A 26,823-nucleotide genomic window follows, 5' to 3' on the forward strand; every position below is an offset into this window, starting at 1 on the left:
ACTCATGGAAGCACTCCGCGCTGTCGTTATCGACGACGAAACCAATGCCCGACAGGCAATTATCAGCTTACTCCAGCTGCTATGCCCTGAAGTGGAGATTTGTGGCGAAGCCAAGAATGTCGATACGGGACTTGAACTCATTCGGAAACAGCATCCCAATCTGGTTTTCCTCGACATCCAGATGCCTGGCAAAACTGGCTTCGACCTGTTGTCGAGTGTAGAAAAAGCCGATTTTGGGGTTATTTTCACCACGGCCTATCAGGAGTATGCTATTCGGGCGTTTCGGTTCAGTGCGATCGACTACCTGCTAAAACCCATCGACCCTGAGGAGTTACAGGCCGCTGTTCAGAAGTGTAAAACGCAGTTGTCCGCTGTTAGCCCGCAGCAACTGAGCATCCTGCAGGAGCATATTGACGAACCCCGGCCCCACGGTCTGAAGCAACGGAACTCAAATGCCAACCAGCGCATTGCCCTACCCACGGCCGAAGGCATACACTTCATACAAATGACCGACATCATCCAGTGTGAATCACTGGGTTCATACACCAAGTTTCACCTCATTAGCGGAAAACCTATTGTGGTTTCGCGCTTGCTGAAGGAGTACGAAGAGATTCTGGACAACTATTATTTCTTCCGGGTCCACCAATCGAACATCGTTAACCTCGAACACATCAAGCGATACGTAAAAGGCGATGGTGGTCAGGTCTGGTTGAGCGATAACTCAGAAGTAGAAGTGTCGCGTCGGCGCAAGGAAGAATTTCTGGCCCTTCTGTCAGACTTTTACGTCAATTCGGGCAAAATTGGTTAATGGCCATTAGCGTATAGCCGAAAAAAGCATGCTACAATAAAAAAGTCCGCTAGGTTAGAGCCTAGCGGACTTTTTTATTGGTTTTGATCTTTTATTTGACCTCTTCATAGTCAACATAGTCGCCCCCTTTAAAGCGGGAGCCGTTTTCTTGCGGCCGGTTATCCACACGAATGTCGCCTTCCCGACGGGCTCCGCGAACATCACCCTGCCTCTTTTGCTCCTTAACCAGTTGACGACCAACCAAAAGATAAAAAACAAATCGGCGTACTGGAGGAACGAACAGAATAATCAGCGTGATAATGAAGAGATATTTAAGTAGCATATCAGGGTATCGTTATTACCTTATAAACGTAGCGGTCAGTCATTTAGTTTTCTATCCCGTCAAACGGTTTCAATCCAGGTTATTCGGTCCGCTACGTTGATAAAAGCGTGATTGGTAGAACTCTACTGTTGTCCGTACAAGGCTTTTCCGGCTGCTTCGTACTTATCGCCCGCCGACCATTGGGGGCGCGTAGGCCGGTCGGCAATCAGCCGGGCTGCGTGCGCATAGGCCTGACAAAAGCGAAGCACATAATTAAAGTCCAGCGATTCGGGGTTATCAATGGCCTGATGATAGTATTTACCAATAGCGGCATCGAACGCCTTGAAACCGGCTGAGAATGTGGGGGCTGGGATACCCTTTGCCGCAAACTGAACATTATCTGATCGGTCGAATAAGCCCTGCTCAGGAGCAGGTTCGGCAAAAACGCTCAGTCCAAACGCTTTAGCGCCAGCTTCGATTTCGGCTTTTGCCCCAGTCCGTTCCAGACCAATAACCGATACCACGGTGGTATCGTTATACCCGGCTCCGTCCGAATTCAGGTCGAATATGGTTTGTTTTAGCGGCACTAAGGGATGCTCGGCGTAATAGCGGCTACCCAGAAAACCAACTTCTTCGCCCGTAAGCGCCAGCACCAGTACAGAACGCTTGGGCCGCTGTTGTATCAACGCTTTGGCCGATTCAAGTAAGGCTACGGCACCAATGGCATTGTCACGAGCCCCGTTGAAGATACTATCGGTAGGCTGATACGCGCTTCCACCCTGTGCCCCAACCCCAATGTGATCAAAGTGGGCCGATAAAATGACGTATTCATTTTTCAGCTTTGGATCGGTGCCTTCAATAATTCCGGCAACATTGGCTGAGGACGTGGTCAGGTGTGGGCGGCCGGAGGTTCGCAAGGTAACGGTTTGACCTGCTTCTTTCAACTGCTTGTACTGGTTGTTGGCGTTGTTGACCCAAAGGTGGGTTATGGGCGCTTTGCCGTCGGTGGAGGTGGCGATGGTCAACTGGTCGCGGCTGAAATACTGGCTCACAAACCCCCAGGGAGTAGCTTCACTGTACAGTTCAATCAGAGCAGCCACGCCTTTTTGGGTTGCCATTTTCCGTTTTTCAGCAGCAGCCCGAATAATGTCGCCAGGGCTTTTAGCGTCGGGCGAACCACCCTGTGCCACCACAATCCGACCTTTTACATCCCGCCCCTTATAGCCATCTTCGCCATCAGTGAGGCCATAACCGACATAGATTACCTCGCCCGACAGATTGGTTGGGTCGCCCGACATCACAATCAATTGCTTCCCCAGCTGAAGCGTATCTTTTCCGATCAGGAGTGTGGCAGAGGTAGCCGTTTTTGCTTTTTCAAGATTGATATGCTGAAGATAGTCCGGCTGATTATCGGTCGTGGCCGCAGGTTTGAGTCCTAGCAGACGAAACTGCTCGGCAATGTATCGGGCGGCTGTTCGGTTGCCCGGCTCGCCCGTCCGACGGCCCTGCAACTCATCAGATGCCAGAAATCGCGTATGTACCTCAACTTCAGTTCGGGAGAGTAACGCTTCAGGAAGGGTTGATTTGCCAACTTTAGCAGGTCGGCTTTGCGCATGAGCCCCCAATGCCGTTAGCAGTAGGCTCATCCACAGGGTTACTCGGATAGTTGTTTGCATGATGATTGAATTTGGGATAAAAGTACGAAAAAGCCCGATGCCCACCGGCAGTCCTTCCATCTCATCAAATTTCAGTATTTTCGTCCCCTTACAGCTAGTAGATTCCGAAAATCTATCAGGTTGTGTTGCTTATGCCCTCTTCTACCAAAACGAGTTATTTTATTTCCGAAAGAACATATCTGTTCATTGCCATAGGGTTGTTCGGGTTGTATGTTTTCCCATACATCTGGCTCGGCGAAGGCGCCCACCTAACCATTCACGATAATCTGGACAGTGATTTTCTGTACCTATACCTGCTTAAATTCACCCGTACCGCCTTCGATTTTGATCTGGACACCGTCATTCCAAATATGATGAGTGGTGGGCCATTCCGGGGTATACCACGCTCAGCATTTCGGACAGGTCTAAATGTTGAAGTACTGTCGTTCTGGTTGTTTCCGCCTTACGCAGCTCAGGTTATCAATTTTGCGGCTGTGCATGGCATTGGCTTCTGGGGTATGTATCTATTGCTGCGTCGATACATGTTACCCGAATCGGTCTGGGCGTTTACCCGAGTAGCTATTGCCTTTCTGTTTGCTCTGGTTCCCTGCTACATCGTTCACGGTGTGTCGGTGACGGGCCAGCCATTACTGTTGTTTGCTTTTCTGAATCTATTGACGAATCGGGTTCGCTGGACCGATTGGGCCATTATCATTTTATTTCCATTCTATTCGTTCTTCGTCTGGTCGGGCCTGTTTATCTGTGTTGCCTTAGGGGTATTGGGACTGGTCAGTATGCTCAGAAACCGGCAACTGAACCGACCGTATCTGAATGGATTACTCACGCTTTCCCTGCTCTACCTGGCCAGCGAGTGGGAACTGATTTATGGCTTTGTCCATCAAACGTATATCTCCCAACGCGTTGAATTCGACTATAGCCAGCTACGTTCGATGCAGGTAGCGGATAGTTTGCGCCGGAGTGCGGATTTATTTGTTTGGCCGATGTTTAATACGGGTGCATTTTTTACACTGGGTATTCTACTAGTAGCTGGATTGAGTGCCTGGAAAGCCTTTTCACGAGAACGTTACACGTCGGTCAGGTGGCTGGTCGGGTTGCCAATGCTGGCGGCTCTTATTTGTCTGATTCATGGCTTTTACCACTATCTCGTCGTTGCGCTGGGCGATAGTGATCTAGGTCTCAAATTTCGCGTGTTTCAGTTTGATCGTTTCTATTTTCTGCTTCCGACACTCTGGTTTATTCTGTTTGCTATGGCGTTGCGGGAGTTTGGGGATGGGCGAGGGGAGCGAGGGGCAGGCAGCAACAGTCAGCCATCGAACGTGGTTTCATTGTTTCTGGCCTTACAACTCGCGCTAATGCTTATTGCGAATAAAGAATGGCGCATTAATGTCGGCAAGTCGGTTGGGCTGATTACCGAAGCGCAATACCCATCATTCCGGGCCTTTTTTGCCGAAAAGCAATTTGCTCAGATTCGTAATTACATTGGTCAACGACCGTCGAACTACCGGGTCATCTGTCTGGGTATGCATCCGTCCGTTGCGCAGTTCAACGGCTTTTACACGCTTGATAGTTACCAGAACAATTATCCCCTGCCCTACAAGCACGCATTCCGCAAAATTATTGCTGCAGAACTCGCTAAAGGAACCCGGCAAATGCGCGTCTATTACGATGCCTACGCCTGTCGTGCCTACCTATACACCGCTGAATTAGGGATGAACTACCTTTTCGGAAAAACACAAAATCGGTCCGTCAGCCATTTACAGATCGATACAAATGCACTAAAGTCGCTCAATGGCCAATACGTAATTTCGGCTGTACCGATTTTAAATGCTGCCGCTAACCGACTGTATCTGAAAAAAGTCTTTGATGAACCGGAAAGCTATTGGCGAATCTGGTTGTATAAAGTAGTCTAGGGCAAACGGGTAAGGATTGCCCTAGATTAGCCTCGCTTATAATGCTGGCGGGCGAATCGCATGAAAGTATCGGCAAGCCCTTCGCTGACGCCCTGCAATTGAATGGAATACAAATCCCTCTCGATAGTAAGCCCCTGTACATCAAGCACTTTTAGCGTACCAGCCTGTAATTCCTGCTGAACGGCGAAAACGGAAATAAACGCCATACAGCGCGAATTACTGAGATACGATTTAATGCTTTCCGTACTTCCTAAATGCATTTCCACAGTCAGATCCGACAACCGAATACCAACTCCCCGCAACGCATGTTCAATTACTTCAAGCGAACCGGAGCCTCGTTCACGCAGCACAATCGGGACGGCACGTAATTCGTCCAGCGTAATCTCGTCGCGGTTGGCTAACGGGTGATCGGCCCGGCAGATCAGGACCAGCTCATCTTTAACAAATGGCGTATAGCGAATGTCGCTATGATGCGTTCGGCCTTCCACCAATCCCAGATCAATTTCGTCGTTGAGCAACTGCTGTTCAATCTGTTCCGTATTGCCACTCAATAGCGAGATGGCTACATCGGCCGATTGTTCATGAAACCGTGCCAGCACAGGCGGAATCACATACTGCGCTACGGTCGTGCTGGCCCCTACCCGCAACGACCCTCTCGACTCCCCTTTGAGCGCGTTCATATCGAACTCCAGTTGGCGATAGGTAGCCATGATGGTTTCGGCATGACGAAGCAGAATATTTCCGGCGGCTGTCAGACTGATCTGATTCCCGCGCCGGTCGAACAGGGCGGTTCCAAACTGATGTTCGAGTTCCTGAATGTGCTTGGTCACGGCAGGCTGCGTAACATACAGCTCAGCGGCTGCTTTGGTGAAACTCAGCCGTTTGGCCACGGTATAGAAGACATTCAGGCGGAAGGATAGCATATGGGGGTCCAGAACTACGATTAGTTAGGACAAAGGTAGTTGTCGGCTCGTATTTGTCGGCGATTTACTTAACCCGTTCGTATTGATAAAAGCCAAATGTCATTTGCTGCGGTAATGCAAATGACACAGCTCCATCAGCCGCTACGGCCATCCGGAAGCTTTTTCCCTGACCCATTAAGTGCGTAAACTGATAGGTGCCGGGTAACAGGTTCATGAGCTTCATTTTGGCAGCACCCGCTTTATTCTGCTCCCGGAATACTAATACATAGCCGACAGACTGGTTTTCCGAAATGGATTGAAAGCCTGTCCAGCTTGTACCCGATGGTTCATTACCAATTGGAAATAGCTGGCCATTATGCCACGCTCGCCACTGTTTTTTATAGGCATTAATCAGGCCGGTAATGGCAAATGCCTCTGGTGGCAAATTGCGGGCTTCCATCCAGGCCAACGGCTGAGCAGGCATGGTAATGGCAAACAAGTAATCGAAGGGGTAGTGTGCCGGGCTAAATGAGTCGCCCTGGGGATAGCGATCCTGATTACGCCATTTGTTCAAAAACTCGATCTGCAAGCGCTGGGGCGGCACATACCGGGCCAGCATCCACAAATTGCGCAAGGTGAAATGCGGATAATAATTTCCCCAGTCGGTATAGCGGTTTTCCAGAAACAGATTACCGTACTCATAAAAATAATGGTACCCAAACCGTCGGCCAGCCGTCACATCCAGGTTAAATACGGCTTCACCGTTTGTGCTGGCCATAACCGTATCGAGCATTTTTCGGAAGTTGATTTCGGCCTGTTTATCGGCAATCCGCACCCCGTCGATCTTCCACATCCGAATGCCATAGTGTCGGTATTGGTCAATCATCACCTGCGCATCCCGATCCCAGTATTTGAAGCTACTATCGACACTCGGATTGAACCAGGTGGAAAGCGTAATACCTCGCTTTTTACCCGCTTCCATAATCCGGCTAAAACCCGTCGGGAACTTCTTAGGGTCGGGTAACCAGTAATTGGGTTTGCGCCAGATGTCTTTGAAGCTCCCTCCCTGAAACGCCGAATTGGCACTTTTCCCTTGCTGCCAGCCATCGTCGAGCTGGAAATGAGTGATACCCAATTTTTCACCTAATTTCAGTTCGCGTAGCACAAACGCTTCGTTGATGTTCTTATCCTGCCCCCGATCTCCCCAGGTATTGAGCAGAATCATCTCATCGCGGTTAGGCTGCCGTATTCGCAAATTCTGTTGATACGACCGGAGCGCTGTCAGTTGCCCCGTTTCGCCACCCAACCAAACGCCAAGCACCAGGCTATACCCACGAACCCATTCATCATCGCGTAGGTCAGTTGGCCCTATACCAATACCAGCCGCCCGCATCTCGTTGAATTTTAACGAGAAATCGAAGCCAGGGTAAGCGAGCTGTACGCCCGATACAGGCGCTTCTTTGAGCCAGAAAATCCCCGTATCGGTTCCTACTTCGTCCAGAAACAATAGGTTACCCCGCAATCGTACTTCCTGACGATACGCTAGTCGGGTATATTCCTGCACCAGTGTGTTATTCTGGTCGGTAGCATCGAAAAATTCCACCGATTTTCCACGCCAGTGAAGTCCGGGAAGGGCGAGTCGGTCCAGCACGACAGCATTGGCCTCGCCCTCTTTTTGGGTTGCCAGGGATTCAAGATTACGTAAATCGTAGGCTTGTTGAACCTGTTGCTGCCAGTCAGGAGCGCGCCCTTTCAGGTAATAATCGCAGGCAATAGCCGGGCAGTTGGGATAGATTCGAAAGACCCGTTTTACCCATACATCTCCTAATGAAACGACTACCTGCGCTTCCAGATGGGCAGGTGTTCGGCTGGTTTCGGCAACGGGTTTCACCGTAAAGCTGCCATTGGCCGGATTACCCACTTTAGCAGGCAAGGCAAAATCAGCGTTTTTGTTCGCCAATACCCATTTCTTCCCGGTTCGTTTATCCTGAAGGGCGAATGAACTGAGATTTCCATTCTGAAATAGGTAGGTACGCTGTATCAGTGAGTTGCCTAAAATGAGCGTATCACCCTTCCGAATGGCCTGGCACGACGATAGGTCCGTTTGCCCGTGGGTGGGTATAAAAGAGCAGGTAAACAGGAAGATCGCTATAAATAAACCCCTCATTGGCAATAGATTGTATTGGTTTTCAGAAATCTTGATTGTTCAACGTGGTGGCAGATGCTACGGTGAGATTTCTTGATTCGGTTTTGAGAAACCTCACCGTGTCGGGTTCTTAAACCCGACACCACGCAAGTCACGCAAAAAAGGGAACAGGCAATGGCTGCTCCCTTTCGTAACGCGGGTGGTAACCCACGATTGGCGTATCATAGCGCGGGTTACCACCCGCGTTACAGATTAATACCCCGGATTTTGCTGAATTTTTGATCGGTTAATGTCGATCTGGCTTTGGGGGATTGGATCGACCAGATTGTTTTCGGTTAACACATTTACGAGTCGTATCTGGTCTTTTTTGCTGTTCAGAACCGGAATGGCCCGGTCAGTACGGACAAGATCATACCAGCGCTGCCCTTCAAAAGCAAATTCGACCCGACGTTCCTGCTCCATTGCCAGCCGGAATGCCTGCTGAGTCGGAATATCCGTAGCCGTTTTGCTGGCCAGCCCTGCCCGGTTACGAATTTTGTTCAGGTACGCAAATGCGTCGCCATTGGACTGATAGCCCACTTCGTTCAGGCTTTCTGCATACATGAGCAACACATCGGCATAGCGGATCACAGGAATGTTGTTGCCGTTATCGCCATTAGTGGCTGGCGTGTCATAGTACTTCTTCACAAAGTTGTACGGAATGGTTTGCCCGCTGGCATTTACGTATGAGGTTGCCAGCGAGACGTCTTTACGCTTATCGCCCGATTCATAGGCATTGATCAGATCGGCTGTGGGCTGGTTGTTGCCGCCACCACCAAATGCAATCACGGCATTGCCTGAGTTTTCGGGTGCGAACGAATTTGGCCAGGAGTTTCCTTCGCCAGCCCCACCCGATTTGTACTGCACATCGAACACCGATTCCTTGTTGTTCTTATTGCTTACTTTGAAAACATCGGCATAGTTTGGCAGAATATCGTATACACCCAGATCGATCACTTCTTTAAGCTTCGCAACTGCCTGAGCGTATTTCTTTTCGGTCAGATACACTTTGCCCAGTAACGCTTTTGCCGCTCCTTTCGTGGCCCGGCCGACTTCGGCAGTGGCATACGAAACCGGCAACACCCCTTCGGCATCGGTCAGATCTTTCTCAATCTGAGCATATACATCCGCTTTGGGCGACCGACCGTACTCATACCCTTCGTCAGGATTAGAAATGGCCTTCAGCACCAGAGGCACATCCCCGAACGTACGTACCAGATTGAAATAGACCATTGCCCGCAGAAATTTGGTTTCAGCGATGTAGCGGTTCTTCAGGTTTTCATCCATCGATACTCCGCCAATTTTATCCAGAATGGTATTGTATCGGGCAATGGCGGTATAGCTGTCGTTCCAGCGACCGGAGATAAATGGGTTCGTCGTTTTGATGTAAAACCGATCAAATTCATCCTGATCCGTTACCGAACCGGAGGCCGGGGGCACTGTATTATCCGAAGCCACATCACCAAAAACGTAGCTATTCCCGAAAATACCACCCGATTGTAAAGAGGCATATGCCCCATTGACCGCATTCTTGAAATCATCAGCTGTCTTGTAAAAATTATCTGATGTAGCCGATGAGATGGGTTTTAAATCCAGAAACTCTTTGCTGCATGAGCTGAGCGTCAGGCTGAACAGCAGCGATATATAAATTTTAGATACTTTCATTGTTTTTGTCATTAGGGTTTACCGATGAGGCTCTTAAGCGCCAACGCGTTCCATCAAAATCCTAAGTTCAGACCTACTGTAAACGTCTTGGCCAGTGGATAGTAGCCGTAATCGACACCACCCGTCAGCGGACCTTCGTAGTTGCTAACCTCCGGGTTGTAGTTCAGGTACTTGGTCCAGGTATGCAGGTTCTGCGCTGACAGATAGATACGGGCCTGCTGAATTTTTGCTTTGTTCAGTAACGCCTTCGGCAGTTGATAACCCAGGCTCAGGTTCTGAATCCGCAGGTACGAGCCATCCTCCACCCAGCGCGACGAAACGGCATTGTTGTTCCCTGTTGTCCGGGCGTTAGCGCGGGGGGTTACTCCATCGCCGGGGTCACTCTCCGACCGCCAGCGTGTCAGCACGGTGGTGATCTGGTTCGCGTTTCCTTCCAGGTTCTCGAAAAAGCGACGACTTAAGTTCAGAATCTGTCCACCCTGTGTTCCCTGTATAGCAATGCTCAAGTCAAAGCCTTTATAGCTAAACGAATTGGTCATTCCATAGATAAACTTCGGCTGGTTGTTACCGATGATGGTCCGGTCGTCGGCCGTGATTTTTCCATCGCCATTCACATCCTCGTACTTCACGTCGCCGGGTCGGGCGGTGGCATCGTGCGGGTAGCTATCCAGATCAGCCTGATTCTTGAAAATACCAATCTGCTTATAGCCATAGAAACTACCAATAGGCGAGCCAATCTGGGTGATGTTGGTTTCGTTCACACCACTGTTGCTTCGGATCGGATCGCCCGTGGGTCCAAGTGCCAGCACTTTGTTGCGGTTCAGCGACAGGTTGGCACTGGTATTCCAGACAAAGGCCCCGGTCATGTTGCGTGTATTGATCGAAAACTCCCAGCCTTTGTTCTCCATTTTACCAATGTTCTTCACAGCCGATGTAAACCCAGTCAGTGAAGGGACGTTGACCGACAGCAGCAGGTCTTTGGTAATCCGGTTGTAATAATCCACAATCAGGTAGATGCGGTTGTTGAACAGACCCAGATCAATACCGGCATCAAATTGTTGATTCTTTTCCCAACCTAGATTGGCATTACCTAACGTGCCAGGAGCTAAACCATTCGCCAGGTTGTTATTAAAGCTGTAATTGTCCGACCGCAACGTGGCGGCATAGGGGTAATAATCAGGACTACCACCCGATTGGAACGCATTGTTACCAGAGAGGCCGTAACTTACCCGGAGCTTGGCTTCCGACAGGCTGGGAATACCTTTCATGAAATTCTCCTCGCTAAATCGCCAGCCCAACGAAGCCGCCGGGAACGTACCCCAACGATTCTCTGGCCCAAAGATCGACGACCCATCCCGACGAACCGACACATTCAAAAGGTACTTGCTTTTGTAATTGTAATTAACCCGGGCGAAATACGATGTAGAGGCATTATCCCGGCGGCTAGAGGTAATGGTCGATGTAGTACCATTGGCGCTGGCGTTCAGCGTTTCGACCACATCGTTGGCGTATGAGCTGCCCGTGCCGGAACTGTACTGATACTGAAAACGGGTCGCTTCCATACCCACCAGCACATCCAGATTATGCACCTCATTCAACGTTTTGGTGTAGGTCAGCGTCTGGTTGAACAGCCAGCTAATCCCCTGCTCAGATGTAGCCGTCCCTTTCGCTGCATTTGGTGGCAGCAACTGATTGAGCGGCATCCGGGAGGTCTGGTACGAATTACGACGGTAGCCTGCGAAGTTAAGGTTACCTGTTGCCCGGTATTTAAAATCCTTCAGGAAGTTATATTCCAGATACGAGTTACCTAACAGATTGATCTGCTGATAGTTGCTGTGATATTCGGTAATATTGGCAATCGGATTGGTAATACCGGGATAATTATAGGGTGCCGCCAGTTCGGTTTGCGACGAATAGGTTACGCCATCGGCTGCATAAATGGGAGCCATCGGCATGGCCGACAGAGCCGCATTGATAATACCGTTATTGGCCCAGTGCCCATCAGACTGTACTTCCTGCTGATTCTTGAACGATGGATTAAGGTTCAGACCGACCCGAAGCTGGGGAGTGATGTTCACATCGACATTGGCCCGTACAGTGTACCGATCCAGGCTTGAGCCTTTAATAATACCATCCTGCTTGAGATAGCCTCCACTGACCAGATAACGAGCTTTATCGGTACCACCCGAAACCGAAAGCTGGTAATTGCTAATGGCGGCCTTGCGGAAGATCATGTCCTGATAATCGTAATAGGGCATATTAGCCACCTTGGCTGGGTCATCGAAATTGAACCAATCGTACAGTTCACCCCGTGGGTAGCGATACCGTAGATACGAACTCGGTCGGACACTGTTGGGGTCAGTAATTTTAGCACCGGGAACGTTATCCAGATAAGCCGTATTGGAAGCCTCTTTACCAAACTCGACAAACTGCTGGGAGTTGAGCAGGTCAAGTTTTTTGGTTATCTGCTGAAAGCCGGTATATACATCCAGATTCACATTGGTCTTTCCGTTTTTCCCACGTTTGGTGGTTACCAGAATGACCCCATTCGAGCCTTTAGATCCATAAATAGCCGCCGAAGAGGCATCCTTCAGCACATCGATACTTTCGATGTCGCTTGTGTTCAGCAGCCCGAATATATTGGCATCGACAATGTTGCCATCGACCACAATTAGCGGTGAATTACCCGCGCTGATCGAGCCAAACCCTCGGACCTTGATGGCGGGGGTACTACCTGGTGTACCGTTGTTCTGCTGAACGATAACCCCGGCAATTTTACCCTGTAAAGCCGTAGCCGCATTCGATACAGGCATATCTTTCACTTCCGACATAGGCACTGACGCAATGGCCGCCGTAACGGCTTCCCGCTTTTGCGTACCGTATCCTACTACAACTACTTCGCTCAGAGTCTTATCGTCCGTTTGAAGCTGAACCGACAATTGGCTGTTGTTGCCCAGGGGAACTTCCTTCGTCTGATAACCAACAAAGCTGAATACCAGTATGGGTGATCCGCCATCGGGTACATTCAGGCGGTAGGCGCCCTGCACATCGGTCGTGGTACCACGCTGAGTGCCTTTCACGATGACGCTTACACCCGGAATCCCAGCGCCCGTTTCGTCGGTAACCGAGCCCGTAACGGTACGGTCGGCGGCAACGCTCACGGGTGTTTGAATCATTCGGAGGGGTAAGAGCATTTCGGGAGCCGACGCATTCAACAGAATCCGTTTTCCGGCCAACTGATAACTGATTTGCAGCGGGCGCAGCAGTTTATCGAGCACTGTAGCTAGCCGTTCATTGGTTACATTGAGCGATACTTTCCGGCGCGACTGAATAATCCGGTCGCTGTACATAAACTCGACATCGGCTTCGCGCTCAATCGTTTTGAGGAGATTTTTTACGGTCACATCCGTCAGTTGCAGGCTAATCTGGCGATCTAGTGGTGACTGTGCATCGACGGTCGTAGCATACGTCATACCGGCAAAAAGTATGAGTAAACAGCCTTGCACGAGCGAAGTTTTCATGAGAAACAAGGCAAGAGTTCGTAGACATCTATTCTTTTCCATACAGTAAATTGAGTAAAGGGGGATAATGAAGGGTCAATAGCAGCCTTGAGCGCTAATGACGATTTGGGCATCAACGATTTGGTAAGAAGCTTTTATGGTTTGACAGATTAGATTCAGTTTTTCCAGCAGGGGCTCGTCCTGGAATTTGGCCGTCAGTGTACACTGTTTAAGTAGTTGCTCATCGAAAACAATATCGACCCCGTAGGCTTCCTCAAGCTGGGTAAAGGCCTGCGCAACCGGCGTGTCGTCGTATACGAAGACATTACGGCTAAAGCGGGAATCAATAATGGCTGGGTTGGGAATAATGGTCCGTCGGAAATGCCCTTCCAGTCGGCTGAAAACGACTTGCTGATTAGGTGTGAGCACTACGCCGGGAATATCGCTGTTGGCTTCTTTCTCCGCGCGTTGCCAGTCTTTCCGGGCAAAAACCGATACGCGCCCAGTGCGTACCACCACCTGCGCATTCGCCTGACTTTCATAGGACCTGACGGTAAAGCTGGTACCCAGCACTTTGGTTACCAACTCATTGGCATACACATAAAAAGGTTTTGCCGGATTTTTGTGAACGTCGAAAAAGGCCTCGCCGGTTAGGTAAACTTCGCGTTTCGTTCCCTGAAATTGATTGCTGAAACTGATCCGGCTGGCGGGTTGCAGAGTAACCCGGCTCCCATCGGGTAACCCAACCACCAAAGGCGTATTCGTTGTATTGACTTTCTCAATCAGTTTTGTCGACGACGCATTGACTAATTCTGCGTAGGTAGCTGGCCTGGCCGACTGTCGAACCGACCAGACAGTCCAGCCGATACCGAGTACCAGAACCAATACAGCGGCAGCCCTGGTCCACCAGCCCAGTGAGCGGTTCGCCACTACCCATACGGAAGGTTGTTTATGCGTTCGGAACTGTATCTGTTGAAGTTGCTGCTGTACGTCCGACTCCGAAATATCCCGATACGGTTTCACACTCAGGCCACCAATAATTACTTTGGCCTGCTCGGCTATATCGCGTTTTTCAGGGTACTGATCCAGCCATTGTTGCCAGAAGAGCTGTTCGTCGGGCAAACTTTGGTTACTGGCCCATCGGTTGAACGACTCGTCCAGCAGCAAATCCTCGATCTGGTAATCCTGGTAGTTTTTCATGAAGGAATAAGCTAAAAACTAGCCCTATACCTCCAACATGCAGTCGCCCTACCGATCCTACTGGAAGAAACTGCATTTTTTGCAAAAAAATTTAACCGATGAAAAAAGTCGACCGAACAGGTTTACCGAACCAGAAGCGACAATAAAGCCACCGAAAAAGCCATATCACCCTGCCAGGCATTGCGCAGTTTCTGAAGTGCTTCGTGGAGAATATTGTAGACCGACTGCCGATTCAGGACCATCACTTCGGCAATTTGTTCATGCGTGAGGCCCTGATAAAATTTAAGGAAGATGACTTCTTTCTGCCGTTTGGAGAGCTGATTGAGCAATGTTTCCAACTGCCGGACCTGATCGTGGGCGATCTCCTGCGTAATGAGCTGGTTCTCTATAGAAAACTCAACCTCAAACAGATAATTCTCCTGAATCGACTCCCAATTGGTGCCCCATTTCGCTTTTCCCCGAAAAATGCGTCGTCGTAACGATTTCAGCAGGTAAAATTTAACGAACCCCGTTTCGCGGACTGTTTGCCGACGCTGCCATAGCTCTACGAAAACATCCTGGATACAGTCTTTTATGTACTCCTCGTCGGGGTCGAAACGGATACCATACCGGAACAAAATCGGATAATAGGCCTGAACAAGCTGGTCGAACGCCACCGAATCGCCCGATCGGAAGCGTTGCCACAGGAGTGCATCATCGATTTGTTCAGCCTTCATACGCAGAGTAACCCTCTTTATTAGAAGAAAAGTATTTGGGAATCTACCCTACTTGTGTTGCCAGATCAGAAGTGCACACAGACGTTCACTACGGATTGAACAGGCGATTTAACCAATTGACAAAAAGCTGGCAGAGTTCCGTATTATGATCGAGATAGGTTTTCGTTACTGCTAACCCCATGGGCGTGCCGGGGTCTTTTTGCCAAGCTAGCCAAGTATGGATATAGGCTTTAGCCCGATGAATTTCACTGTACCGACTATCAATTGGCTGGGTTTCAAGTTGAACAAGGGCTTGTTCTACAAATGGACTCAGCAGATCATTCGGTCGAATTAGCAAGCGAATAAAATCTTCGAGCATGCCTGATTGCAAATTATCGGGCATAAGCCAGATACCGATAGTTGGGTAAATATCATGTGGCAAATGCGTGAAGCCTTCTGGGCTAGGTTGATCAGGGATTGCATAACCGAATGACGATAAAATTCCTGATAAATTTCTCCAACGTTTTTGCAAATCCTGGTCAGCATCCAATACCACGCCAATGGCTTTAATACTTTCCTGCTTTAGATCAAGGGGCAGTCGTTCTAAAATCCGACTAATACCTTCGCAATCAATCACATCGAAAGTTTCAGGGATATTGTATTTTTCACAAATGGCCCATACTACGTGTTGATCATCATTTCCCTCAACTAACAGTTTGGCGTTGAATTTCTCTCTTACTTTCATGTCAACGCACTTCGATGTTATATTCTACGGCTGTTTCCAATTCCTCTGGTGAGTAATCTATGGCTCGAACATCACCGTTGTGAAGCTGTAAACGAATGGCTTTGCCCGCTTCATCAGGCTTTTCCTGCTTAGCTAATACAGATGTAAAAGAGCGAATTGCGTCATTACTATGCGTTGTGGCAAATACCTGAATATTGAGCCGTTCAGCGAGATAAAATATAACCTCCCATAATTTTTCCTGAACAGAATAATGTAAGCCATTTTCAAATTCATCAATGAATAGGTAGCCGTTTTCGCAATTGACCATTGCTAAAATAATTGTAAGAATCCGGTTGATACCATCGCCCATTGACTGCAATGGCTGAGGATAGTTGTCATTCAGCCTTACAACTGCATATCTTTTTTTAGTCAAAGAATCTGTCCTAAACGCAATTCGTGTTACATCTTGATTGACTATTTTAAGTGCTTTTATAATATAATCTTCAGCATCGGTTGTGACGACATTATCATAAAGCTCCCCATTTTCAACCGAACTAAATCCATTAGCATTTACAAATTGATTCCTGATATTTTTAGGCCACTCAAAGGGAGGAAAACTTGGATCAGCAGGATTAATTGGTTGATGTATAAGCACATTAACTGGTCTTTTAAAATCAGTATGTTCTATTTTAAAAAAAAGCAACTCGGGGGCCTCAGGGTCACTTACATTCATAATTTCGAAGCCCATACGTAGCTCTGTACCATCAGAATCATTTATTATAATATCTCCCTCATCGGTGGGCTTAATTTTCTGATCGAGAAAAAGAGAAGATAAGCTATTCTTATTGTACTGATAACGGTCATCCGAAGAATCAAATAAGCCTCCACGTAGCCTGAGAATATTATAAACTAGCTCATATCGTCCACGGTTCGCCCACAAGTAAACCGCTTCCAGCACCGACGTTTTTCCGGTATTATTTTTCCCGACCAACAAGTTCACTCGGCCTAACTTTTCAATCGTCAGGTGGCGGAGGTTGCGGTAATTGCGGATTTCGAGCGAGCGTAACATAGGTTCGCAAAAAAGTTATATTTCAAAATACGGGGTAATATTGCTATTACACAAACAGCCCGCCACCAGTTCGTTGATAGCGGGCTGTTTCGTCAAAACGGCTTAGTTGAATCAAGGTCGAATGATGGTCCAGCCTTCCTGTTCGCGGATGATGAGTTCACCGTTGGCGCTGGGTACATAACTCACAATCGGGAATAACTCATCCTTGCTGATTTTCCGCATCCGCATGGTGTTTTCGCACATGGCCATAATGACGCCCTGCTTGTGCAGGTTTTCAATATCACTCTGGAAATAAGGCTTGTCTTTCCGGTACACGATGTTGGCCCCACCATATACAACCAGTTCAACATCCAGTTTGCCTTTCAGTCGGGGATCATTCAGCGCGTTCTGGATGCTGGCCAGCGCATGCCGGATGGTGGCCGTATCGGCCGTATTGAGCTGATAAATAGCTTTGTAACGGGACTTGGTAGGCTGGGCTCCGTGGAATGTACCCGTCTCGCTCGACTGGGCCCTTAGCGATACAACCATTCCCAGAAAGGCTACCAGCAGTAAGTAGATATGTTTTTTCATGATCAGTTTGTTTACAGTAAAACTACTTCGGTTTTCGCGCATCTGCAATGGGTTGGTAAGGTCCAAACTTATGCTGCTGTTCACTAAAGCCATCGGCATACGGGCCCGTAGGAAAGTCAATCGGTTTGGTGGCGATATTGGGCCAGTCGTTGCTTTGGTCTTTATGCGGACGCGGCATGGAGTTGACAAAGGCCGCTACATCCCAGGCTTCTTCGTCGGTTAGCTGCGGACTGGCGTAGGTAGCCCCAAACGGCATGTTGTTCTTTACGTAACCCGCAAAGCTCGACAGTCGGTAAAGTCCTGCGCCATCGTTGTAGCTTTTCGGCCCCCATAAAGGCGGATACACATACTCCGACGCACCAGCCGCCCGGATGCCTTCGCCTTTCGCTCCGTGGCAAACCTGACATTTGGCCATATACACTGCCCGACCTTTTGTGGAGTCGGCCGCCCGGTTCAGATAGGCTAGTTTTGCCAGGCCAACTCCTTCGGGTCTTTGCCCTTTCGGCACATCCGTTCCCAGCCATTGCATGTAGGCCACAATCGCTTTCATTTCCTTACTGCTGCTATCAGGCGCTTTTCCCGCCAGACTCCGCTCAAAACAGTCCGATACGCGCTTGATAATCGACTCTACTGCTCCCGAACGATCCCGAAACTTTGGGTAGGTTGAGTACACAGCCGAATAGTTGTTTCCCAATACTTTAGTTCCGGCTTCGAGATGGCAGTTCTGGCAATTCATGCCATTCGAGAGTTGCTTCACGCTTCCTTTCGGACCCAGGTATTTGGCCGTATGGGCAATCAATTCCCGACCGTAGCGAATTTGCTGTCCTTTAGCACCCGCAGGTATCCGACTATCGGCGGGTGGCTGCCAGTAGGAAGGTGGCACTAAAGCCACCAACCCAGCAACGCAAATGCATAAGCCCAAAAGCCAGTACATCCGGCGATGTCTAAAGACGGAGTAGTTCATGGTTTATGAGGAATAAACAATTCAACCAGCAACCTGGCGTGTAAATTTCATTACGGCATATCTACGTTTACCAGATTATCGTCGGCAACGCGGTCGATCAGCTTATTGTACGGATCGATTCCGGCTTTAACCGGCTTACCTTTTACAGTCACCTCGATGACATGCTCACCGGGTGTGAGGCTGTGCTTCTTCATGTAAAGCGGTACTTTGATCGTCAGACCATCTTTGTTTTTGCTGTCGCTGGTCAGAACCGCAATGTCGACCAGAACCGGCCCCTTGCCTTTGCTGATTTCCTTACCCGATTTGTCGTAATACTCTGTTGCCGAGCGTACATTCAATTTAATACGGTATTGGTCTTTCCCGATGGGTTTTGCTTCGGCCTTGGTGATCCGGTTGTCGTAAAGCGTCAGCTTCTCAAAGTTATCGGCCAGCCAGGGTTTCAGCGAATCGGGGGTGGCGGCTTTCAGAAAACTGTACCATTCGAGCGAGGTGGTGAATGGGGCTTCCTGCCGGAACCGGGCTGCCTTCATGTAGTCGTTCATGGCCTGATTGACGCGGGCTTCGCCAATGTAGTCCTGCAAGGCATACATCAGCATCGACCCTTTCTGATACCAGACGTACGAACGAGTGTCATTATCAAGCATATTGGCTTCAAACTTATCCTCAAACGCCCGACCACCCAAATACCGATCCAGGCTATATTTCAAAAACTTGGGCATGGCATCGACACCATAGCGTTCCTTAAGAACCATCAGCGCTGAATATTCAGCCATCGTTTCCGAAATCTGGTTGGCTCCCCGTGTCCGGCTGGGCATAATCTGGTGCCCCCACCACTGGTGTGCAACCTCGTGCGCGGTCACGTAATACGCGTAATCCGTTTTGTCGGCATCCCGGAAATCGCCCACCCAGCCAAACTCTTCAGAATACGGCACTGTGGTCGGAAACGACTGGGCAAAAGCAGCATAGCGCGGAAACTCCAGCACCCGCAGCACCGGATATGGGTAAGGCGCGTAGTTTTTGGTGTAATAACTCAGCGACGCTTTCATACTGGCCATAAATCGGTCGAGGTTACGGTCATGGCCGGGATGATGGTAAATTTCCAGCGCCACCTTTTTGCCATCAGGCCCCGTCCACGAATCACGTTTTACGGCGTACTTCGCTGAACACATGCTGAAGAAATAATCGGAGAAACTAGGGAGTTTGTACTGAAAATACTTGCGGGGTTTGCCATTAGGCCCATTGGCGGTCCAGGTCTTGAGCAACTCGCCCGGCATAATAGCCGTTTGGTCGGGGGTAGTTGAAATAGTGCCTTCAAACGTTACCCAGTCCGCATCGTCGGTGAATAGAAAATCGCGCAGGCCACGCGGATCATTTTGAGCCGGAACCGTCCATTCTTTCACAGGTAAACCGTACTTCTTCCGGTACTTGTCACTACTCAGCTCACCATCGACATTGTACCCAAAACCGGGAAAAATGCCCACGTTGAAGAACGTACCATTAGAAACCACTTCACGCTGATCACCACTGTTCGGAAACCCGGTATATTGCCCAGTCACGTCCATCTCCATCCGTGCCGTATCGCCCGGATTCATTGGTTTCGGAAGCTTGTAGATGTAATAGCCAAAATCCGTATCGTTCAGAATCAGCTTCGGAGCCTGCCCATCGATGGTAAACTTCGTGAGCTTCCGATGAAAATTATCAGGCGAAATGGTCAGATGAAGCGAATCGATGGGTTGATCACCTTTATTCACAATCGAGAACTGTCCGGTTGCTACCGCCTTAAACTCATCGGGGAATACATCGACCGCTAGTTTGACGCTGGTAATTTTCGGCTGTAGTACGTTCGCATATTTGTGGTATTTCTTCTCATAGTCGGCCTGTTGTTCCCGTTGCTCGTCGGCCGAATAGTAGCGGTTTTTTACACTTACGTTGGTATAAATCCAGGCGCCCATACTCACAAAGGCGAGTACCAACAACGCCACCAGTGCTATCGATAATTTGCCCATTCGCTGCCGGGCCAGTTGCCAACGCGACTTGAAACCCGTATCGGCTCCCCGATTCCAGAACCATAGGGCCAGCACCAGCAGAATGCCGCCAAAGGCATACCAGTATACCCGAAACGATGCCAGCGAAGACAGGTAATGCCCAAATCCGTTCATGTCGGAGAGCTGGACCCCACCGCCCGAAAAGGGCAGCGCCAATTTGTAACTGAACTCGGCAAACTGCGGTACGGCCCAGATAACAATGTACGTAGCCAGGGTAGCAATATGCCCCACAAACTTCTGGTTGACCATCGTATGCACGAAAAAGGCCAGCATCACCAACTGAAAATACTGCGTGAAGGCAATGCCATACGCATCGCGGAAGTAGAGCGGAAATTCGTAGTTGAAATAACCCTTCACCGTCTGGTCCAATACGCCCGATACAATGATGAGTGTACAGAGCAGCAGACAGATGTAGGTCATAGCCAACAGCTTGGCCCCGTAATTCATCCAGTCGGGCACGGGCAGGGCATCAGCAATGGTATCGTAATGGACCACTTTATCGCGGTGAACTACCTCGCCCGTGTAGAAAATAATGACAATCAGCACGAAGAAGAAGAATGTACCGTTCCGGGCTTCGAGCATGGTATAGGTAGTTGGCAAGGAGGGCGTACCATAGGTTTGTACGCCAAACCAGCCATCCAGAAACAGGAACAGCACCGCCCCGAGCAGAATGGCAATGAAATACGGGTCGCGGATGATGTTGCTAAACTCGATCCGGGCCTGTTTAACCATCTGCCCAATGTAGGTACTGACCTGAAAAACAGGCGTTGGCGTTGGCAGACTTGCCAGCGAAGGTGCTTTCTCTGTAGAAGCTTCTCCTTTGGCTTTTTTGCCCAGTTTGACGGCCAGAAACCGCGCGAAACTAAACCGAAACACCGTTAGCAAAAACACCAGCAGTGCTACGCCCAACCAGATTAGGCGATTAGTCAGTAAATCGCCTTCGAGCGGTGGTACCAGCGTATTCTGCTCCACTGGCGACCAGTATTTGGTGGCATTGTCATAAGCAAACGAGCCGAACGGATCGAGCAGGTTGACAAGGTGTTTGTTTTCCAGATCCTGCGAGAGCGTGGTACCGAGCAGATACGCAATGAACAGCAAAATACTCCCCGCATAGGTCGTAAACACCTGCTGTGAAAAAGCGACTAATGCAAAGAAAATGCTGCCGACCAGAAACATATTGGGCAACACAAACAGCAGAAACGGATAGGCATAATCGCGAAACCGAATGGGTCCGAACCGCTCGGTATTGTCAGCCAGATTAAACACCGGCCCCAGCAATGAGCCAATAACGATGCCGAGCATCCCCACCGCCATAATACCCAACAGTACGACAAACGACCCGAAATACCGGCCCAGGATGTAGCCTCGCTCGGTGATTGGGAAACTGAAGAAGTAATTTTTGGTATTGTGTTCAATGTCGCGATAGACTGGCACACCCATCACCGCTGAGGCTACCAGCATCCCGAAAATAGTCATTACCACCACAAACTGACTGATGGCGTAGGGTGAATTGACATTCGTTTTCTCCGATGCCGGTCCACTCCCATAAATAACAAACAAAAAGGTAAACAGAAACAGAATCAGGGCGTAGAGGTAAGTGGCAGGCCGTTTAAGCCGGTACGCGAGTTCAAAGCGGAAAATTTCAGAGAACATGGGGTTTCAAGGAGTTAGGAGTTAGGAGCTAGAAGTGAGGAGGTGGGCTACATAGGCTCACGTACCCATGCTACTAACGTTGGCTATTAACTGCGGTATAATAGGCGTTAAGCAAACGCGCTATTTCTTCTAAATCAGCTTGCAAATCGGCTGTATCAGCGTATTCTAAATCATGAGCCAAAATCAGATAATAATGTGATTCATCTAATGACCCCTGTGCCGTGTTAAGAAACTTGGCTTTATCGGGTATCGTCCGTTTTCGATAACCTTCTGCAATATTTCCAGGAACTGAAACAGCACTTCGTCGCAACTGGGAAGTCAGCCCGAACAATTCTTCCTTCGGAAAATGTTTGGTCAGCTTATAGATTTTCAAGACAAATTGATGAGCTTTTTGCCAGACAATGAGTTCCTTAAAATGTCGTGTTTTCTCCATTTGAAAGATGTTTACAAGGTGGGTATTTGATTTATATGCGTCAACGTACGTGGCCCGAACCTCCTCACTTCTAACTCCTCGCTCCTCACTTCTTTTACACACTCATCACCCCCATTTTCTCCGTGATTTTCGTAAAGTACACGTCCTCCAGGTCGGGGGTTACGGGGGTGAACCCGTCAAGGGGAACTTCACTGTACGCATGTAGCCTTGTTTTGCCACCTTTCAATTGTGTGGAGATAATTTGATGCGTTTGGCGATAGGTATCGATTTCCGACTTCTCAACGGATTTCTGCCATACCTTGCCATTCAACTGAGTCACCAGATCGTTCGGATTGCCCGTAGCCACGACTTCGCCCAGACAAATGATCGCCATGTCGGAACAGAGATTGGTCACATCTTCCACAATGTGCGTCGACAGAATGACAATGGTATTTTCACCAATTTCCGACAGCAGGTTATGAAACCGGTTGCGTTCGGCCGGGTCAAGACCGGCAGTTGGTTCATCGACAATAATCAGGCGGGGGCTACCGATCAGGGCCTGGGCAATGCCAAAGCGCTGTTTCATCCCACCCGAATACGTTCCCAGATTTTTCTTCCGCACCTCATACAAATTCACTTTCTGAAGCAGGCCTTGTACAATCTCTTTTCGCTCTTTGCTGTTGGCAATTCCTTTCAGCGTAGCAATATGGTCGAGCATGGCCTCGGCCGTTACGCGCGGATAAACCCCGAACTCCTGCGGCAAGTAGCCCAGCAGTCGCCGAACAGCGTCTTTCTGGGTTAGTATATCCAAGTCTCCTTCGGGCAGTCCAGTCAAACGAGCGCTTCCGCCGTCGGCTTCCTGTAAGGTTGCAATCGTTCGCATGAGCGATGACTTACCGGCCCCATTAGGGCCTAATAAACCAAACATACCCTGTGGAATGGTCAGCGAAACACCTTTCAGCGCCCGAACGCCGTTGGAATAGGTCTTGGTTAGGTCTTTAATTTCGAGTTGCATATAGGAAGCAGAAGACTATTTGGTTGAAGGGAATAGGAGCAAATATGTTGAAAGTCTGTGAATATCAAACCCAAACTTTTGCCGACGGTACTAATTTGATTTGAAAGGCATAAAAAAAGCGCTTCAATCACTTGAAGCGCCATCCATTTAGAGGACTATACCTACCCCTTCGGGCGTTTGTAGAGGGGGACGGTGCTGCACGGTTCGCCAAACAACAGGCTCTGAACGACCGGGCGCAGCACGCGGGTCAGTTCAACATAAGCGGCTGTAGGAACCGGCACTTTCGAGCAGCCTTTTACCACCACCCGCACATCCCGATATTCTTCAGGATTAATCCGCGCGATGGCATCGAAGTACAGTTTTTCTTCCAGATCAGTCAAACTCCCGAAAACAATAGCATGGGCATATGGCTGTAATTGTAGTGTTAGCAGCATATACGCCCAAGTGGGTATGATCGCATCTTCAGTGCAGGTGATGGCCACGTTTTTACCCGCGTACTGGCTCCAGTCGTGCTCTTTCAGAAAGGCGCGAAAATCTTTCTCTTTCAGGATTAGGCCCATGAACAGATTATCTTTCAGGTCGTAGACAACCCGTTCACCAGGGTGATAATAATCCTCCAGATCGAGCGTGATTAGCCCGCTATTGGCAACTCTATTAACGATTTCAGCTTCCATCGTTTTCAATGAATAATGGATAATGTATAATGAACATGGGAGCTACAGACATTATCCATTGCCCATTATACATTATCCATTACAACGGCAATTTAGCCCTGAAAGGTTCTGATAAAACATACACAGGCTGTCGGCTTTTTTCGTACTTTTGCTTTTATATATCAACTAGAAACTGACTAAGATACCTGGCCTATGAAATTTATAGTTTCCTCGTCTGTCCTGCTAAAAAACCTTCAGCATATTAACGGCGTCGTGGCCACCAATCCTATCGTTCCAATCCTCGAAAACTTCCTGTTTCGCATTGAGGATGGGACGCTTACGGTAACCGCTTCGGATCTGCAAACGACCATGACGACTCAGATTCCGGTTGAATCGAGCGAGAATGGAGCGATTGCGATTCCAGCCAAATTATTGCTTGATACCCTCCGTAGCCTGCCCGAACAGCCGGTTACGATCAATATAGATACAGATACGTTTGGTACCGAAATTCTGACCGATAACGGCCGCTATAAACTGTCGGGCGAGAATCCGATTGACTTCCCCAAACTGCCGACAGTCAACAAAAACATGTCGGTCGACATGCCTTCGGATGTCTTGCTGGGGGCTATCAATAACACGGTTTTCGCGACCAGTACCGACGACCTTCGCCCGGCCATGACCGGGGTGCTGTTACAACTCACCAGCGAAAATGCTACGTTCGTAGCTACCGATGGCCACCGGCTCATTCGCTACCGCCGGACCGACCTCAGTGCGTCGGGCAGTACGTCGATTATTATTCCGCGTAAAGCCCTGCAACTGCTGAAAGCTTCGTTGCCGGAGAACACACCCTTGACAGCTGAATTTAGCCAGTCGAATGCGGCCTTTACGTTTGGCCCGACTAAATTAATCTGCCGCCTGATCGACGAGCGGTTCCCGGATTACGAAAACGCTATCCCGACCAACAATCCGAATGTGATGACCATCGGTCGGACTGACTTGCTGAACTCGCTCAAGCGGATTATGATCTACGCTAACCGGACTACGCACCAGATTCGGCTATCACTAAAGGCAAACTCACTAACCATTTCGGCCGAAGACCTGGACTATTCCAACGAAGCGAACGAAAAACTCCTTTGCGAGTACGATGGCGATCCGATGGAAATTGGCTTCAATGCCAAACTGCTGTCGGAAGTACTGAGCAACCTCAGTGCGAAAATGATTTCGCTGGAGATGTCGGCCCCGAACCGCGCCGGTCTGCTGATTCCAGCCGACAAAGAAGAGAATGAAGACATCCTGATGCTGGTAATGCCCGTGATGTTGAATACATACGCTTAATTTTTAAGGAGTTAGGAGCGAGGAGCGAGAAGTGAGAATGGCGGACGCAAAAGATTGCTGCCGGATGGATTCTCACTTCTCGCTCCTCGCTCCTAACTCCTTTATACCCTCATGAAAAAGCGCACCGCACCTGCACTGATTTTTATTTTTATCACGTTGCTGATCGATGTGACGGGTCTGGGGATTATCATTCCCGTTTTCCCGAAACTGATTGAGCAGCTTATTCATGGTAACATCAGTCAGGCGGCAAGCTGGGGGGGATGGTTGACGTTTTCCTACGCAGCCATGCAGTTCCTGTTTTCCCCTATTCTGGGTGGATTGAGCGACCGCTATGGCCGTCGGCCAGTCCTGCTGTTTTCACTGCTCGGTTTTGGCTTAGATTATGTGCTCCAGGGATTTGCACCCAGCATTGGCTGGTTGTTTGTAGGGCGGGTTCTGGCTGGTATTACAGGAGCAAGCTTTACAACCGCTACAGCTTACATAGCCGATGTGAGTCCTCCAGAAAAGCGGGCGCAGAACTTCGGTCTGGTAGGGGCAGCCTTTGGAGTGGGTTTCATTCTCGGCCCAGCGGTTGGTGGCTTTTTAGGACAATACGGTCCACGCGTGCCCTTTTTTGTAGCGGCTGGCCTTACCATGATTAATTTCCTATATGGCCTGTTCATCCTGCCCGAATCGCTTGACGAAGCCCACCGCCGTCCGTTCGACTGGAAGCGAGCCAACCCCGTAGGCTCACTGATGCAGCTAGGTAAGTACCCGGTGATTCTAGGACTTGTTGCATCGCTGGTTTTGATCTATATAGCCGGTTTTGCCGTACAGGGTACGTGGACGTTCTATACGATGGAGAAATTCAAGTGGGACGAAAAAACAGTCGGTCTATCATTAGCGGCTATTGGTCTCTCATTTGCCATTGTGCAGGGTGGCCTTACCCGAATCATTATCCCCAAACTGGGTCAAGAGCGCTCGGTATACGTCGGGCTGATGTTCAGCGCCATTGGTTTTCTGCTGTTTGCCTTAGCCACACAAAGCTGGATGATGTTCGCGTTTATGGCCGTTTATGCGATGGGCGGCATTGCAGGGCCGTCAGTTCAGGGCATTATTTCTACACAGGTTCCGGCCAATGAGCAGGGCGAGTTACAGGGCGCGTTAACCAGTCTGACCAGCACGACGTCGATTTTCGGACCGCTGATTATGACCAACCTGTTTTCGTATTTCACTTCGCCCAAAGCACCTATTTATCTGCCTGGCGCGCCATACTTTTTAGGCTCTTTACTGGTCATTATCAGCGCGTTCCTGGCCCGCCGTGGCTTCAAGCGGAACATGATTACTGAATCAAATCCAACCCAGCCAGCCAAGCCCGAAGCTGACGATATTGCACGTGAAGCCGACCAGCAGACTATAACGCCAGGAGGTCTTCCATAACGAGCGCACCCAAAAGCTTTCTACCAACGATACCACCCCTTCGAGCAGGTAAATATTCCCGCCAAACCTTGACCAGTAATAGACTAGAAATGGCCAGGTCGATCCACTGATCAGTAAACCCA

20 protein-coding genes are annotated in these 26,823 nt (G+C 49.3%); 4 read left to right on the forward strand and 16 right to left on the reverse strand.

Annotated elements, in window-relative coordinates; genetic code table 11:
* Positions 1-4 precede the first annotated feature (4 nt).
* Positions 5-808 (forward strand): LytTR family DNA-binding domain-containing protein, encoded by an 804-nt coding sequence (locus BGO59_RS07070; RefSeq protein ID WP_293682622.1) that lies wholly within the window; start codon positions 5-7, stop codon positions 806-808.
* A 91-nt stretch (positions 809-899) separates the two neighbouring features.
* Here the strand turns inward: BGO59_RS07070 and BGO59_RS07075 are convergent, their stop codons facing one another.
* Positions 900-1,130, reverse strand: coding sequence for a DUF4834 domain-containing protein (locus tag BGO59_RS07075; RefSeq protein ID WP_293682624.1), 231 nt, complete (start codon positions 1,128-1,130; stop codon positions 900-902).
* Between the two features lie 122 nt (positions 1,131-1,252).
* Positions 1,253-2,785 carry a M28 family peptidase gene (locus BGO59_RS07080; protein WP_293682626.1) on the reverse strand — a complete coding sequence of 511 codons (1,533 nt, stop codon included), beginning with the start codon at positions 2,783-2,785 and terminating at the stop codon, positions 1,253-1,255.
* A gap of 131 nt (positions 2,786-2,916) precedes the next feature.
* Here BGO59_RS07080 and BGO59_RS07085 point away from each other — a divergent pair, with 131 nt between their 5' ends.
* A complete protein-coding gene (locus BGO59_RS07085) occupies positions 2,917-4,695 on the forward strand; it encodes a DUF6044 family protein (RefSeq protein ID WP_293682628.1) in 1,779 nt (592 codons plus the stop codon).
* A 26-nt stretch (positions 4,696-4,721) separates the two neighbouring features.
* Here the strand turns inward: BGO59_RS07085 and BGO59_RS07090 are convergent, their stop codons facing one another.
* The 14 genes from BGO59_RS07090 to BGO59_RS07155 all read right to left on the reverse strand — a co-directional run bounded on the left by BGO59_RS07090 (position 4,722) and on the right by BGO59_RS07155 (position 23,968).
* Positions 4,722-5,618, reverse strand: coding sequence for a LysR family transcriptional regulator (locus tag BGO59_RS07090; RefSeq protein ID WP_293682630.1), 897 nt, complete (start codon positions 5,616-5,618; stop codon positions 4,722-4,724).
* A gap of 64 nt (positions 5,619-5,682) precedes the next feature.
* Positions 5,683-7,764, reverse strand: coding sequence for an alpha-galactosidase (locus BGO59_RS07095; RefSeq protein WP_293682632.1), 2,082 nt, complete (start codon positions 7,762-7,764; stop codon positions 5,683-5,685).
* 231 nt (positions 7,765-7,995) lie between these two features.
* A complete protein-coding gene (locus BGO59_RS07100) occupies positions 7,996-9,447 on the reverse strand; it encodes a RagB/SusD family nutrient uptake outer membrane protein (RefSeq protein WP_293682634.1) in 1,452 nt (483 codons plus the stop codon).
* Between the two features lie 53 nt (positions 9,448-9,500).
* Entirely contained in the window at positions 9,501-12,968 is a 3,468-nt protein-coding gene (locus BGO59_RS07105; RefSeq protein ID WP_293682636.1) for a TonB-dependent receptor, read from the reverse strand.
* A 75-nt stretch (positions 12,969-13,043) separates the two neighbouring features.
* Positions 13,044-14,147 (reverse strand): FecR family protein, encoded by a 1,104-nt coding sequence (locus BGO59_RS07110; RefSeq protein WP_293682638.1) that lies wholly within the window; start codon positions 14,145-14,147, stop codon positions 13,044-13,046.
* Between the two features lie 122 nt (positions 14,148-14,269).
* The gene (locus tag BGO59_RS07115) at positions 14,270-14,863 is read right to left on the reverse strand and encodes a sigma-70 family RNA polymerase sigma factor (protein WP_293682640.1); all 594 of its coding nucleotides are present in this window, start codon (positions 14,861-14,863) and stop codon (positions 14,270-14,272) included.
* An 88-nt stretch (positions 14,864-14,951) separates the two neighbouring features.
* Positions 14,952-15,587, reverse strand: a complete 636-nt coding sequence (locus BGO59_RS07120; RefSeq protein ID WP_293682642.1) for a DUF3226 domain-containing protein — start codon at positions 15,585-15,587, stop codon at positions 14,952-14,954.
* Position 15,588: 1 nt separating this feature from the next.
* Entirely contained in the window at positions 15,589-16,635 is a 1,047-nt protein-coding gene (locus tag BGO59_RS07125; protein ID WP_293682644.1) for an ATP/GTP-binding protein, read from the reverse strand.
* A 111-nt stretch (positions 16,636-16,746) separates the two neighbouring features.
* Entirely contained in the window at positions 16,747-17,205 is a 459-nt protein-coding gene (locus BGO59_RS07130; RefSeq protein ID WP_293682646.1) for a DsrE family protein, read from the reverse strand.
* Between the two features lie 22 nt (positions 17,206-17,227).
* Positions 17,228-18,139, reverse strand: a complete 912-nt coding sequence (locus BGO59_RS07135) for a c-type cytochrome (RefSeq protein WP_293683131.1) — start codon at positions 18,137-18,139, stop codon at positions 17,228-17,230.
* 80 nt (positions 18,140-18,219) lie between these two features.
* Entirely contained in the window at positions 18,220-21,867 is a 3,648-nt protein-coding gene (locus BGO59_RS07140; protein ID WP_293682648.1) for a M1 family aminopeptidase, read from the reverse strand.
* 73 nt (positions 21,868-21,940) lie between these two features.
* Entirely contained in the window at positions 21,941-22,300 is a 360-nt protein-coding gene (locus BGO59_RS07145; RefSeq protein ID WP_293682650.1) for a four helix bundle protein, read from the reverse strand.
* Between the two features lie 94 nt (positions 22,301-22,394).
* Positions 22,395-23,294, reverse strand: coding sequence for an ABC transporter ATP-binding protein (locus tag BGO59_RS07150; RefSeq protein WP_293682652.1), 900 nt, complete (start codon positions 23,292-23,294; stop codon positions 22,395-22,397).
* Positions 23,295-23,455: 161 nt separating this feature from the next.
* The gene (locus BGO59_RS07155; RefSeq protein ID WP_293682654.1) at positions 23,456-23,968 is read right to left on the reverse strand and encodes a DUF2480 family protein; all 513 of its coding nucleotides are present in this window, start codon (positions 23,966-23,968) and stop codon (positions 23,456-23,458) included.
* A 192-nt stretch (positions 23,969-24,160) separates the two neighbouring features.
* Here BGO59_RS07155 and dnaN point away from each other — a divergent pair, with 192 nt between their 5' ends.
* Positions 24,161-25,282 (forward strand): DNA polymerase III subunit beta, encoded by a 1,122-nt coding sequence (gene dnaN / locus BGO59_RS07160; RefSeq protein ID WP_293682656.1) that lies wholly within the window; start codon positions 24,161-24,163, stop codon positions 25,280-25,282.
* 111 nt (positions 25,283-25,393) lie between these two features.
* The gene (locus BGO59_RS07165) at positions 25,394-26,701 is read left to right on the forward strand and encodes a TCR/Tet family MFS transporter (RefSeq protein ID WP_293682658.1); all 1,308 of its coding nucleotides are present in this window, start codon (positions 25,394-25,396) and stop codon (positions 26,699-26,701) included.
* Positions 26,702-26,823: the final 122 nt, after the last annotated feature.

The organism is Spirosoma sp. 48-14 (assembly GCF_001898575.1).
In the GTDB taxonomy this organism is placed as follows: Bacteria; Bacteroidota; Bacteroidia; order Cytophagales; family Spirosomataceae; genus Spirosoma.

Bases quoted from the DNA above. Each gene is read 5' to 3' on its own strand.
- BGO59_RS07070 (WP_293682622.1), top strand. From the start codon at position 5: ATGGAAGCACTCCGCGCTGTCGTTATCGACGACGAAACCAATGCCCGA.
- BGO59_RS07075 (WP_293682624.1), bottom strand. From the start codon at position 1,130: ATGCTACTTAAATATCTCTTCATTATCACGCTGATTATTCTGTTCGTT.
- BGO59_RS07080 (WP_293682626.1), bottom strand. From the start codon at position 2,785: ATGCAAACAACTATCCGAGTAACCCTGTGGATGAGCCTACTGCTAACG.
- BGO59_RS07085 (WP_293682628.1), top strand. From the start codon at position 2,917: ATGCCCTCTTCTACCAAAACGAGTTATTTTATTTCCGAAAGAACATAT.
- BGO59_RS07090 (WP_293682630.1), bottom strand. From the start codon at position 5,618: ATGCTATCCTTCCGCCTGAATGTCTTCTATACCGTGGCCAAACGGCTG.
- BGO59_RS07095 (WP_293682632.1), bottom strand. From the start codon at position 7,764: ATGAGGGGTTTATTTATAGCGATCTTCCTGTTTACCTGCTCTTTTATA.
- BGO59_RS07100 (WP_293682634.1), bottom strand. From the start codon at position 9,447: ATGAAAGTATCTAAAATTTATATATCGCTGCTGTTCAGCCTGACGCTC.
- BGO59_RS07105 (WP_293682636.1), bottom strand. From the start codon at position 12,968: ATGAAAACTTCGCTCGTGCAAGGCTGTTTACTCATACTTTTTGCCGGT.
- BGO59_RS07110 (WP_293682638.1), bottom strand. From the start codon at position 14,147: ATGAAAAACTACCAGGATTACCAGATCGAGGATTTGCTGCTGGACGAG.
- BGO59_RS07115 (WP_293682640.1), bottom strand. From the start codon at position 14,863: ATGAAGGCTGAACAAATCGATGATGCACTCCTGTGGCAACGCTTCCGA.
- BGO59_RS07120 (WP_293682642.1), bottom strand. From the start codon at position 15,587: ATGAAAGTAAGAGAGAAATTCAACGCCAAACTGTTAGTTGAGGGAAAT.
- BGO59_RS07125 (WP_293682644.1), bottom strand. From the start codon at position 16,635: ATGTTACGCTCGCTCGAAATCCGCAATTACCGCAACCTCCGCCACCTG.
- BGO59_RS07130 (WP_293682646.1), bottom strand. From the start codon at position 17,205: ATGAAAAAACATATCTACTTACTGCTGGTAGCCTTTCTGGGAATGGTT.
- BGO59_RS07135 (WP_293683131.1), bottom strand. From the start codon at position 18,139: ATGTACTGGCTTTTGGGCTTATGCATTTGCGTTGCTGGGTTGGTGGCT.
- BGO59_RS07140 (WP_293682648.1), bottom strand. From the start codon at position 21,867: ATGTTCTCTGAAATTTTCCGCTTTGAACTCGCGTACCGGCTTAAACGG.
- BGO59_RS07145 (WP_293682650.1), bottom strand. From the start codon at position 22,300: ATGGAGAAAACACGACATTTTAAGGAACTCATTGTCTGGCAAAAAGCT.
- BGO59_RS07150 (WP_293682652.1), bottom strand. From the start codon at position 23,294: ATGCAACTCGAAATTAAAGACCTAACCAAGACCTATTCCAACGGCGTT.
- BGO59_RS07155 (WP_293682654.1), bottom strand. From the start codon at position 23,968: ATGGAAGCTGAAATCGTTAATAGAGTTGCCAATAGCGGGCTAATCACG.
- dnaN (WP_293682656.1), top strand. From the start codon at position 24,161: ATGAAATTTATAGTTTCCTCGTCTGTCCTGCTAAAAAACCTTCAGCAT.
- BGO59_RS07165 (WP_293682658.1), top strand. From the start codon at position 25,394: ATGAAAAAGCGCACCGCACCTGCACTGATTTTTATTTTTATCACGTTG.